Annotated in this window: 9 protein-coding genes; 8 read left to right on the top strand and 1 reads right to left on the bottom strand. The window is 63.3% G+C overall.

Annotated features, from left to right (window positions below):
• Nucleotides 1–22: 22 nt before the first annotated feature.
• The 8 genes from A8950_RS06315 to A8950_RS06280 all read left to right on the top strand — a co-directional run bounded on the left by A8950_RS06315 (nt 23) and on the right by A8950_RS06280 (nt 10,349).
• On the top strand, nt 23–1,516 hold the full coding sequence (locus A8950_RS06315; protein WP_133612794.1) for a M81 family metallopeptidase: 1,494 nt from the start codon (nt 23–25) through the stop codon (nt 1,514–1,516).
• 18 nt (nt 1,517–1,534) lie between these two features.
• Entirely contained in the window at nt 1,535–3,004 is a 1,470-nt protein-coding gene (locus A8950_RS06310) for a diaminopimelate decarboxylase family protein (protein WP_133612793.1), read from the top strand.
• A 164-nt stretch (nt 3,005–3,168) separates the two neighbouring features.
• Complete coding sequence (locus A8950_RS06305) at nt 3,169–4,077, top strand: endonuclease/exonuclease/phosphatase family protein (protein WP_243735571.1); 909 nt, start codon at nt 3,169–3,171, stop codon at nt 4,075–4,077.
• 10 nt (nt 4,078–4,087) lie between these two features.
• Entirely contained in the window at nt 4,088–4,840 is a 753-nt protein-coding gene (locus A8950_RS06300) for a TetR/AcrR family transcriptional regulator (RefSeq protein ID WP_133612791.1), read from the top strand.
• A 250-nt stretch (nt 4,841–5,090) separates the two neighbouring features.
• Nucleotides 5,091–6,602 carry an ABC transporter substrate-binding protein gene (locus tag A8950_RS06295; RefSeq protein WP_133612790.1) on the top strand — a complete coding sequence of 504 codons (1,512 nt, stop codon included), beginning with the start codon at nt 5,091–5,093 and terminating at the stop codon, nt 6,600–6,602.
• Nucleotides 6,603–6,664: 62 nt separating this feature from the next.
• Complete coding sequence (locus A8950_RS06290) at nt 6,665–7,615, top strand: ABC transporter permease (RefSeq protein ID WP_208109767.1); 951 nt, start codon at nt 6,665–6,667, stop codon at nt 7,613–7,615.
• Nucleotides 7,612–8,493 carry an ABC transporter permease gene (locus A8950_RS06285; RefSeq protein ID WP_133612789.1) on the top strand — a complete coding sequence of 294 codons (882 nt, stop codon included), beginning with the start codon at nt 7,612–7,614 and terminating at the stop codon, nt 8,491–8,493. Before A8950_RS06290 ends, A8950_RS06285 begins: the two co-directional genes overlap by 4 nt.
• Complete coding sequence (locus A8950_RS06280; protein ID WP_133612788.1) at nt 8,490–10,349, top strand: dipeptide ABC transporter ATP-binding protein; 1,860 nt, start codon at nt 8,490–8,492, stop codon at nt 10,347–10,349. The genes A8950_RS06285 and A8950_RS06280 overlap by 4 nt, the downstream gene beginning before the upstream one ends.
• Here A8950_RS06280 and A8950_RS06275 read toward each other — a convergent pair.
• A complete protein-coding gene (locus A8950_RS06275) occupies nt 10,346–12,589 on the bottom strand; it encodes an LPS-assembly protein LptD (RefSeq protein WP_133612787.1) in 2,244 nt (747 codons plus the stop codon). The genes A8950_RS06280 and A8950_RS06275 overlap by 4 nt on opposite strands.
• Nucleotides 12,590–12,661: the final 72 nt, after the last annotated feature.

Here is a 12,661-nt window from a genome sequence, read left to right as displayed (position 1 = left end):
CCAATCAGCAATCGGAGCGATCATGTCCTTCGTCGTCCTCACCGCGGAATGGTTTCACGAGACCAACACCTTCAACCGTAATCTGACGGAATATCATTCCTTCATGGACCGGTTCGGCTTCTTCGGAGCTGATGCGATCCGGGAGCGCGGCGACGCCAATACCGAGCTGGCCGGGTTCCTGGACGTGGCGCGCCGCCATGGTTGGGAAACCATCCATGTGCTGAGTGCGTCGGCCGAGCCGGCCGGATATGTGACGCGGGATGCCTTTGACCGGCTGGGCGGCGCCATTGTCAAGGCCGCCATGGAAAACAAGGACAAGCTCAGCGGCATCCTGCTGGGCCTCCACGGCGCCATGGTGACGGAGTTCAACGAGGATGGTGAAGGCGAGTTACTGCGGCGCCTGCGCGAGGTCGTTGGGCCAACCATGCCCATCGCCATCACGCTGGACCTCCACGCCAATGTGACTCCGTTGATGTGCGAACTCGCCAACATCATCTGCTCCTACAAGACCTATCCGCATGTCGATATGCGTGAGCGAGGCAATCAGGCGGGAGAGATCCTGCACCGTGCCATGAAGGGTGAAATCCGGCCGCGCACCTTGCGTGCGCACCGGCCGATGCTTGACGAGGCCAATGGTGGCCGTACCGATATTGGCCCGATGGTCAGCCGCGTCGCCGAGGCTGTCGCCTACGAGAAGGAAACCGGCGTCTATGCGGTCAGCATAAATGCCGGATTCGGTAATGCCGATATCGCCGATGTCGGGCCGACTGTGCTGGTGACCTATGACGGTGACGAGGCGCAACATCGCGCCTTCGCCGAATCGATCATGGACGACATCTGGCAGAAGCGCTTCGATGTCCTCAACAACTACATGCCGGTCGAGGAAGCTGCTGCCATCGCCAAGGCCTATACCCGTACCAAGGGGCCGATAATCATTGCCGATTATGCCGACAATCCCGGTGGCGGCGGCTATGGCGATTCCACGAATCTGTTGGCGGCCCTGCTGGCAGCCGGCATCGAGGATGCGGCCTTCGGGCCCATGGTCGACCCGGAGGTAGCACAGCAGCTCCGCGCGCACAGGGTCGGTGACAAGGTTTCGCTACAGCTGGGCGGCAAGACGGACCCCCGTTTCGGCGGTGGACCTTTGCACGTAACGGCGGAACTGAAACTGGTCAGCGATGGCGCCTATACCGGGGATGGGCCGATGGTGGGTGGATTGCGCCTTTCCTTCGGCCCGTCGGCCGTTATTCAGGTCGACGGAATAGAGATATTGGTGACGACCGAGCCTGCACAGATGCTGGATCTGCAACAATTCCGCGCCTTCGGCATCGACCCTGCCGCGAAGACGGTAGTCGGCCTCAAGTCGATGCAGCATTTCCGCGCCGCCTTCGAACCGATCGCCGGCCAAGTCATTGTTTGCGACAGCGGCGCGCTCTGCACCACTTATCTCGACCGATTGCCCTACAGGAATGTCTCACGCCCGATCTATCCGCTGGATCGGCAGATGGCGCGCTGACGGAAAGTGACCGATATCATGAACACGTCCACTACGCTTTCGGCCGGCCTTGGCAGCGCCGCGGGACATCTCACCCTGGACGGGCACGATCTCGTGGAACTGGCGGCAGAACATGGCTCGCCGCTCTTCGTTTTCTCGGAGCGACGGTTGGCCGCGAACGCGGCGTCGTTCCGCGAGGCGGCCCGCGCCGGCCACGGGCGCGCCCGCATCTTCTTTGCCAGCAAGGCCTGCTCCAATCTCCACGTATTGAAGGTCATCCGCGCACAGGGCCTCGATATCGAGATCAATTCCGGTGGCGAGTTGTGGAAAGCGCTCCAGGCAGGCTTCGCGCCCCGGCAGATCGTGTTCAACGGCGTCGCCAAGTCGGTGGCGGAAATCCGCGAGGCCGTCACGCAGGGTATCCAGGCAATCAATGTCGATTCCGCCTGTGAACTGGCACGCATTGCCGAGGTCGCCACCGGTCTCGACAGGAAGGCCACCGTCTCGCTGCGTCTGGTGCCCGGAATTGGTGGCGGGGCCACGGCCGGCATCCAGACCGGGAGTGCGGCCAGCAAGTTCGGCATGACCGAGGATGAGTTGCGGACCGCCATCGGCATCGCCCGCGACAACCCCCGGGCGATCGACGTCGCGGGTCTGCATATCCATATCGGCAGCCAGGTACTTGACATCGTGGATTTTGCGCAAGGTGTCGCCTTCGCGGCCGATGCCGCTCGCCGCCTCGCCGGCGCCATGGGTAGCCAACTGCGCCATGTCAATCTGGGTGGCGGCTATCCGATTGACTACACGCACCGCCAGCAGGGCAGCAACCAGGTGGCGCAGTCGGACCTCTCCGCCTTCGCGGCTCCCGAAGCTGCGCCTAGCATGCTGGGCGAAGTCGCTGCCCAGGCCGGCAGGCAGTTTGCTGCCGAGATGGAGATCTTCTTCGAGCCCGGTCGCTCCATGGTCGGCGATTGCGGGTTGCTGCTCTCGCGCGTCGAGAGCCAGCGCTACCGGGGCACCACACCCTGGCTGTATCTCGACGCAGGCTACAATCTGCTGCTCGATTCGACGGCGACGCGCTGGTACTACCACATGGTGAATGCAAGCCGCATGGCCGAACCGGCGGATACCGCGTTCCGCGTCGTCGGCCCCCTGTGCGATTCCGCCGATTGTTTCTTCGATGTGGAAGGCGAGTATCTGTGGAAGGCCGTCAAGGCGCGGCTGGGCGATGTGGCCGGCGCCGACGACGCGCTGCTCGACGACCTCAAGCGCAGGATCGTGCGCCTGCCGGAAACGCGGGATCTGCCGGCGGCAAGCCGCCCGGGCGATCTTGTCGCGCTTCTCGATACCGGCGCCTATTCACTGGAGGAAATGTTCCAATATTGCGGGCGGCAGCGCGCCAAGGCCATCATGATTGGCATCGACGACAGCATCGTCACCCTGCGCGAGCGCGACCGGCCGGAGGATCTGCTGGACGTCGCCGAGCGCAGACTGCTGGATGCCGTATGACTGGTCGCTTCAGCCGACATCAGCTCGCAACAACACCCGGGTAATATGGTTTGGGTTGCGATCCGACGATGCAAGCCGGAGTGAGCGCCGGCCCACTTGAACTGAGAGTGCGCTTATAGTAAGTAAATAATTACTTATTCGTCGACAGGCGGTCGGAGGTGCGTATGCTGCTGGTCACCTACAACATCCAGTGGGGCCGCGGGCGCGACGATGTCATCGACCTGGCTCGCATCGCTCGCACCATTGCCGATGCCGACATCATTGCCCTGCAGGAGGTCGAACGACACTGGCGCCCGGAAACCGGAGATCAACCGGAGCAGTTTGCCGCCCTGTTTCCCGAGCATTTCTGGGCCTTTGGCGCAGCGGTCGATATCGATGGATCGAGCCGCCGGGCCGATGGCCGGGTGGTTAATATCCGGCGGCAATACGGCAACCTGATTCTCTCGCGCTGGCCGATCGTCTCGGTCCGGAGCTGGGCACTCAGCAAATACCCGGTCCACGGCCACATGAACGACCAGTCGATCCTGCTGGAAACGGTGATCGCGGCGCCCGGCGGCGCCTTTCGCTTCTACAATACACATCTCAACTACCTGGCTGCCGAGCAGCGCCGCCAACAGGTCGAGGAAGTCCTGGCGGTCATCGCCGATGCGCCCCGTCAGGGCCCGGTTGTGGTCGGTGACGGGCTTGAAGACGACACCATGGCGGAAGTCGGCGGCCTGATTCCCGGCCAGCCACGCCCCGACATGCCGGCGCCGGCGATACTTACCGGCGATTTCAACATGGACTGCAGTTCGGCCGAGTATATTCGCATCGTCGGTGGCCGCGATCCGAATTACGGTCGCCTTTTCGCCGCCGACCGACTGGCCGACGCCCTGACTGTCGCCGGTGTGCCGGAGGGGGAAGGCATCACCTTTCCCGAGAAGGACGGCGAGGCGGCACAGCGGATCGACCATTTCTTCGTCACTTACGATCTGGTTGGCGGGGTCAGGCGCGGCTGGATCGACGCCGATGCCGACGGCTCGGACCACCAGCCGGTCTGGCTGGAACTCGACCGATCAGGCACGGGGCGATAAGTAGGCAGGCATGAAAAAGGCTCGCAATGCGCCGGCCAGGCCGGCTCCCCATCCGGCAGCCAAACATAGTACGGGCGGGCAGACGAGCGCCGGTCGGCCGCCGCATTCGCCGACACGTGGCCGCGCAGGTTCGAGCTTCAACCTGACCCATTCACGCATTATCGAGGCGACCATAGATTCCATCGTTGCCCGAGGCCTGTCGGGCACCACGGTCCAGACCATCGCCGACGAGGCCGCAGTCTCGACCGCGACCGTGATCAAGCACTTCAAGACCAAGGATGGTGTGCTGGATGCGGTGGTAGAAATGCTGGCGGCCGAATTCGAAGCCGCCCGGCGCCAAGTCACCGAGGAAACGGGGGGCGACCCAGTCAAGTGCTTTGACCGGTTGATCGAGATTTCCTTTCACCCGGAACTCAGCAGCGACCGGCGCATCAGCGCCTGGTATGCCTATTCCGGCGAGGTCACCTCGCGCGCCATCTACGAGCGGCATATGCGCAAAGTCGACCAGAGCCTGGCACGCCAGGTGCTGGAGATGTGCCGCAAGCTGGCCGTGGCCGGCAACTATCGCAGCATCGATCCGGAAGCCGTTGCCTTCGGCTTCATCGGCGCCATGGAATGGTTGTGGCTGGAGCGGTTGCTGGGCCGGCGCAAGGTCCATTGGAATTGGGCGCGCAAGGTGTTGCAGGCCTATCTGGCCGGCGTGTTTCCGCGGCATTTCGCCATGCCGGCCGGGCGCGGCCATGACGGCAATGGAGTTGGCTGACCGGCGCCCGCCTGGCGTCGTTCACTGGCGTCGTTGAGTCGCCGGATTGTCATCAGGAGTCAATTGACCTTAAGTAAATAGTTACTTACCATTTGAGCGGTCTTGGTTCTGACCACACGATCAAAAGGCAGCCGCAAGAGCTGCCTGTCATCAAAAAATCATGCGCGTTTACCGCGGCTGACATGGAACGGGAATATCGGCTCGGCCGCGGATCGCTATCGTCACCAGGCAGCCGATACAGCAGGAGGGCATGATGAATTTTGCACGACGCAAGTTGAATATCGGACGCATGGCCGGGGCGCTGGCCCTGCTGACTGCGGCCTGGTCACAACCGGCATTGGCCGACAAGGTGCTGCGCATGGCGCATGACCTCAGCATGGGCGGCAGCGAGAGCCTCGATCCGCTCTCGCCGGTGCGGTTCTGGGAGGTCAACGATCTGCTCTACAGCCGTCTCATCAGATTGACGGAGGCCGGCGAAATGGAACCGGAACTGGCGCTCTCCTGGGAACCGAATGCCGATGCGACCGAATGGACAATAAGGCTGCGCGACGGGGTTAAGTTCCATGACGGCTCGGCGGTCGATGCCGAGGACGTGAAGTTCTCGCTGGAGCGGATCAACGACCCGGCCCTGGAATCACCGGTGACCTCGGTGCTCGGCATGATCCAGAGCGTCGAGGTGATCGATCCGCTGACGGCCAGGGTCGTGCTCAGCACCAAACATGCCGGCCTGCCGATCCTCCTGACCGACTATCGGGTACGCATCATCCCGTCGGGCTCCGGCGACACCATCGCCAGCAGCGGCATCGGCTCCGGTCCCTTCAAGCTGGATGAATACGATCCTGAAGGCACGACGCGGCTGGTCGCCAACCCGGATTACTGGGAAGGTGCGCCGAAGCTCGACAGCATCGAATATGTCGCCATTCCAGATGCCGATGCCCGCATCCAGGCATTGCTGGGCGGGCAACTCGACTTTTCCCGCATTGCACCGGAACAGGAACCGCTTTTCGCCGGCCGCAGTGATTTTGTCCTGTCCGAGTTCCCGGCCGGCGGCTGGTTTGGCCTCGTCTTCCGGACCGATACGGAACCCTTCACCGATCCTCGTGTACGCAAGGCGGTTCGGGTTGCCGTGAATCGAGAAGAAATGGCCAAGCTGATGACCGGCGAGGGACACGCCACGGTGACCTGCGACAACCCGGTCAAGGCGAATGACCCCTACCGCGCCGATATCGTCTGTCCGCAGGATATCGATCTGGCCCGCAAGCTGCTGGCCGAGGCGGGTTATCCGGACGGCATTTCGTTCGACCTGCACACATCCAATCTCGAAACCGGGATGGTGCGCTTTGCCGAGGTCTATCAGCAGCAGGTCGCCCCGGCGGGCATCAAGGTCAACATCGTCATGGCGCCATCAGACGGCTATTGGGATGACGTCTGGATGAAGGAGACGGTAGTGGTCACCAGCTGGGATGAACGGCCGGCCGATCAGATCCTGAACGAGGCCTATCGTTCCGGCTCCTCCTGGAACGAGTCCTATTTCAGCAATCCGGAATTCGATGCCTTGCTGGACAAGGCACGCGCTTCGCTCGACTTCGCCGAAGCCAGGCAGGCCATGGTCGATGCGCAGGTGATGCTGTTCGAGGCCGGTGGCACCTTGATTCCCTATCAGCAGAACATCCAGTTCGCCTACAAGAAGTCGCTGGACGGAATCCGCCCGGTCATCGAAGACCAGATGCGTTGGCATCTGGTCGACAAGACCGAGGAATAGACGCGTTCGAATGCCGCCTGCCGCGCCAGCGGCAGGCGGACGACGCGGCAAGCGAGGTTAACTTGCTGAAACTGATCCTGCAGCGTTTCGGGGCCGCCTGCTTCACCCTGGCATTCATCGCGATCGTTGTCTTCGGCGCGGTCGAGTTGATGCCGGGAAACGCCTGCACCGCCTATCTCGGGCGCGACGCCAAGGGTGCCAAGCTGGAAAGCTGCGAGAAGCGCCTGGGTCTCGACAGACCGGCTTTTGAACGTTTCGGCGAGTGGGCCGGCCGCCTGGCGCAAGGCGATCTCGGTGAGTCGGTCCGCCGCGGCAAGCCGATCACCGAGCTGGTCGGCTGGCGGCTGCGCAATACGATTGTCCTCGCCGTTACCGCCCTGCTCTTCGGCATTCCGATCGCCATCGGCCTTGGTGTCCTGGCGGCCCTCCGCCGCGACAGGCCAGTCGACATACTCCTCTCGACAACCGCCATCTTTGCCATGACGATTCCCGAATTCGTCTCGGCGACCCTACTCATCCTTGTTTTCTCGATCGGCCTCGGCTGGGCCGCGGGCGTGGTGACGGTAAGCTACAAGGCGCCGGTCCTCGATCTGTTGGCCAATTCGATCCTGCCGGCGGTGACACTGACGCTGGTGCTGACCGCACATATCCTGCGCATGGTGCGCTCATCGGTCATCGATGTGCTGGAGAGCGAGTACGTTCTCATGGCGCACCTCAAGGGGGTACCATTCGGCCGCATTGTCTGGCGCCATGTGCTGCCGAATTCCCTGCTGCCGGCCATCAGCGTCATCGGCCTGACCATGGCCTGGCTTCTGGGCGGCGTCGTGGTGGTGGAAAGCGTCTACAACTATCCCGGCCTCGGCCGCATGGCCGTAGATGCCGTCGCCGACCGTGATATTCCACTCATCCAGGCGATCGCCTTGCTGATCTGCGGCCTCTACATTCTCAGCAATCTGGCGACCGATGTGCTGGCGCTCATGCTCAACCCGCGCCTGCGGACCTACCGGACATGATCGGAGCAGCGCCAGAGATTGGCCGAAACGCCAGGCAGCCTCGGCTGCTCGCCCGGATCGTGGCGAGGCCGTCCGGTGCCGTCGGTCTTGCCCTGGTGATCCTGCATGTCGGTGTGGCACTCCTGGCTCCGTTCCTCGTGCCCCACGATTTTGCGGCACAGAATGCCGATGCGATCCTGCTGCCGCCCTCGACCCGGTACTGGTTCGGTACCGACATGCTCGGGCGCGACGTTTTCACCAGGACTTTGCTGGGCGGGCGGGAAGCCATGCTGATCTGCACCATCGCCACGGCGCTGGCGGTGTTTTGGGGCGGCATCGTCGGGATCCTCGTAGCGCTTGTGGGTGGCTGGATCGACAACGCAGTGATGCGCTGCGCCGACGCGCTGATGTCGATGCCATGGATCCTCTTCGTGATGATTTTCGTGGCGGCACTCGGCACTGGCACGGCGACGCTGATTCCGATCCTTTCCGTGTCCTATGGCCTGTCTGTCGTCTATCTGGCGCGCAGCGCGGCGCTTGAGTTCGTGACTCGGGACTTCGTCCTTGCCGCCCAGGCGCGTGGCGAGTCCCGCCGCACCATCATCTTTCGCGAGCTTCTGCCCAATGTCCGCGACAGCCTCGCGGTCCAGGGCGCCATGCAATGGTCATGGATGATTCTCGGTGTCAGTTCGCTGTCCTATCTCGGCATGGGCGTGCCACCGCCCAATCCCGATTGGGGTCTGATGGTGGCGGATGCGCGCAGCATCATGTCTGCTGCCCCCTGGACGGCAATCTTCCCCATGCTGGCACTCAGCAGCCTGATCATCGGGGCCAACCTCGCCGTCGACGCCACGGCCAAGGCGCTCGGCATCGACCGGAACGCGAGGGGTCAGGGATGAGTAGTAGCAACAAAATTCTGGCGGTCGACGGCCTCACCATTGGTGCGGGTGGCGAAAGCGAGGTCGCCCCCGTGGTCGATAGGATCGACCTCACCCTCGCCCAAGGCAGTGCCCTTGGCATTGCCGGGGAGTCCGGCAGCGGGAAAAGTACGTTGCTGCTTGCCATGATGGGCGTGGTCAAGCCGGGTCTGGAGCTACGCGCCGGCACCTGCCGCTTTGGCCAGCTGGATCTCTTTGCGGCACCGCCTGCAGCACTGGAAAAGCTGCGCGGCGGCCGCCTCGCCCTTGTGCCGCAGAATGCCGGACTGGCGCTCACACCCAATATCCGTATCGGCGACCAGATCGCCGAGGTGCTGCGCTATCATGCCGGGCCGGCAGATCAGGAACGGCACAATGCACACATTGCCGAACTCCTCGCCCTGGTGCGCCTGCCGGATCCGGAGTTGCTGGGCCGTCGGTTCCCGCACGAATTGTCGGGTGGCCAGTTGCAGCGGGTTGGCATTGCCATGGCGCTGGCAGGACAGCCCGACCTGCTTCTGCTCGACGAGCCCACGACCGGTCTGGATGTCACGACGCAGCTCGGCATCCTCGAACTGCTCGAGGATATCCGCCGGAAGCAGGGCATGGCCATGGTCTGCGTGAGCCATGACCTCGGCGTGCTGGCCAGACTGTGCGGCGACATTGCCATCATGTATGCGGGAAGGCTCGTCGAACAGGGACCCGCCACAAGGCTGCTGACGCAGCCGGCGCACCCCTACAGCAGGGCCTTGCTGGCCTCGATCCCGCGTCTTGCCTCAGCTGGTATTCCGACCGGGATCCCCGGGCGCCCACCGGCACCGGACCAGGCATTGGCCGGCTGCCGCTTTGCGCCACGCTGCCGCCACGCCGACCGGACCTGCAGCGACGTGGTACCACCGAGCCGCGACCTCACAACCGGCCATCTGGTTGCGTGCCATCATCCGCAGCTCGGCATGGAGCCAGGATCTGCGGTGGCCAAACTCGCTACGCGGCAACATCCCGGTGCAACCGAGGCGAGGCTTCTGGTCGACGGCCTCTCTGTCACCTATCAGAGGCGCGGTCTGTTGCCGGGCCTGCGTCAGACTCAGGCAAAGCGGGCCCTCGACCGAGTCAGCCTGATCCTGCACCGGAGCGAGATCCTGGGCCTGGTCGGCGAATCGGGGAGCGGCAAGTCGACCCTATTGAAGGCGCTGGCGGGATTGTGGCCGGTGCTTGAAGGTCGTGCCGTCATGGACGAGCATCGCGACCTCACCGAGCCGGTCCAGAAGCGGGACCGCGATTCGCTCCGCCGGATGCAGCTCATATTCCAGAACCCGGATGCATCGCTCAATCCACGGCATACAATTCGCGAGATCCTGTCGCAGCCGCTCCGGCTGTATTTCTCGCTGTCGCGCACAGAAGTGGAGGCGCGTGCAAGCCGGCTGCTGGGCGATGTCCGCCTGGATGCCAGCTATCTGGACCGCCAGCCCGCGGAATTGTCAGGCGGCGAGCGTCAGCGGGTGGCGATTGCCCGCGCCTTTGCCGCAGAGCCCGACGTCATCCTGTGCGACGAGATCACCTCGGCGCTGGACGTCTCGGTGCAGGCTTCCGTGCTGCAGATCATACGGGAACTGACGCAGGAGAAACAGGTTGCCTGCCTGTTCGTGTCACATGATCTCGCCGTGGTAAATGCCATTGCCGACCGGATCGCGGTTCTCTATCGCGGTCAGCTGGTCGAGTTGGGCGAAGCGCGGCAGGTTTGCGCGGCACCCGCGCACACCTATACCCGTCAATTGCTGGCTGCCGTGCTGGAGCCGCCCGCGAGCGGCGGCGGCACGGTTTCGGGGGCCCCCGCCTAGCCGCCTGCGCCGATACTGCCCAGATTGGTGAAGCGGAACTGCACGAGCGCGGTGAAATCGCCAGACAGATCATCATCCTCACGCGCGTCGTCGGTCACATAGCTGACCGCGAGGGTCGCGCCGAAACATTCGTCCTGGTATTCGATTCCGGATTGCAGGCTGATGATATCGTCGTCTTCGAGGCTGTAGGCGGCGCCGATCTTGAATTCCCAGTTGGTGAAGTACTCGCTCGACAGGCCGGCATAGATCTGCTCGTCGTCATTCCAGGGATCTTCCTTGTTGGAAGAGGTATAGGACACGACGCCGCGCAGGTTCCGATCGCCGAGGGCGACGGTGCCGGTCTGCCATTCCATGTTGCCATCGTCGACATCGAGCTCGAACTCGTAGGATGCATGCAGCCAGTCCGTGGGCGTCGCGGCCAGGCGCCCGATCAGGTTGGATAGATCGTCCTCGATGCCTGAGTCATTGAAATTGCTGGTCGAATCGCCGAGGAAGCGCAGGCTCTGCCCGATCGTGACTTCCGCCGTGCCGCCGCCCTCAAAATAACCCAGCCATTGCAGGCCATAGTTCACGCGCGAGCCGTTATCGACGCGATCATTGCCGGAGAAGCGGTCCGGCTCGAACAGGCGTGTCGTGTCCCAGGAGAAATCCGCGGTATCCTCGTTCGGAATCTTGCCGGAATTGCCGATATCCGGCGACATTACCAACTGGGCGATAGGCTGGAAGACCTGAGTAATGGATTCGCCGGGACGCACGAACGGATAGCGCCATTTCAGGCTGGCCTGCGGAAAGACGCGCCCGACCGTGCCGTTGAATTCGTTGGCGCCGTTGGGGTCGACCAGATCGGATTCCGTATCGACACCGTTCACTACATAGAGGTCGCTCTGCAGCGACAGATGCAATTCGTAGATATCGCCGATCGACGACGTGTAGGGCAGGGTCCAACTCGGCTTGGCGGACAGCCGGAAATACTCGCGACCGTCCTGTCGCATGATGTTGGCGGTACCGACCTCGAGGCCCAGATAGGACCCATAGGAATCCGGCTCGCTCACGAAAGCGTAGCGCATGGCCGGCAACACGATCGGCGCATTCTCGTCGTCATACACATTGCCGCGCGCGCGGAACGGCCGGTCGCGCTTGCGCTTGGTCGACTGGAAGCCCAGCGCCCGCGCCTCGAAATAGGAGCGGCCGAAAAATCCCTCGGCCCAGAGCTGGTTCTCGATCCAGCTGGGCGAGCCAAGGTGGTACTGGCGAAGATAGGATTTGTCCGTCGCCGCCTTCAGGTTGCCGCCCCAGCGCCAGTCGCGGTTTATCTCGAACAGGCCATCGGCGGCGACATGGCCGCGAAACTCGTTGTTCTTGTCGATGTCGCGATCGTCATCACCCTCGCGATCCTCCATCGTGCCGGAGCCCTCGAGCTTGATGCCGCCATCGCGGAAGCGCTGCCGGTATTCCACCAAGCCGACACCGGCCGCCGGATCCGGGCCGCCACCAACGCGCAGGATGGGCGTCAGCGTGATGTCCTTGTCGGTGCCGAGCGTGATGAAATAGGGCACCGCCACCTGATAGCCGGCGTCACCCGAGGAGAAACTGTATCTGGGTTCCAGGAGGCCGGAGGCACGTTTGACACCCGGCGCCGGGTGCTGGAAATAGGGCGTCCAAAAGACCGGGAGGCCGAACATCTCGAGGCGCGCATTGTCATAGGTGACGGTCTGCGCGATGTCGTCCTGGACGGCACTATCGGCCCGAACCTGCCAGATCGGTTGCCGGGACGGGTCTTCCCGGCACGGCAGGCAGGGGGTGTAGACGGCATTGGTGAGGGACAGGGTGGTGCCGTTGATGCGCTGCGCCGAGGATGCGGCGAGGCGCGATTGGTCCGCCAGCAGGGCGCGGAAATCGCGGATCAGGCCGTCATTCATGTCCTCGGTGATGTCGGCATAGGAGCCGAAAATGGTGTCCCCACTGGGCAGCAGGATTGCCACATTGCCGCTTGCCGTCAGGGTCTTGGTCCGTTCGTTATAGGTCAGCACGTCGGACATGACGATCTTGTCGTCGCGCTGCATCTCGACATTGCCGCGGGCCACAAACAGGCCGAATTCCTCGTCATACCCGACTTCGTCGGCAACCAGGTGGGTACGGTCTTCATCCGCCAGCGACGGTCCCGGCAAAGTGACCGCCAGCAAGGCGAATGCCAAGGCGGCTGCGGCTGGCAGCGACGAGATTGACCTGCGATAACTCACCTGACCCCCCGGGCGTGTCGATCCCCGTTCGCCTCATCGGCGACCGTGCGCTCACCCCCTTTTACACATGGC

Origin of the sequence: Dongia mobilis (assembly GCF_004363235.1) — a bacterium.
Lineage (GTDB): Bacteria > Pseudomonadota > Alphaproteobacteria > Dongiales > Dongiaceae > Dongia > Dongia mobilis.
The sequence above is the reverse complement of the archived record's forward strand: the minus strand, read 5'-3'. Positions and strand labels throughout refer to the sequence as shown.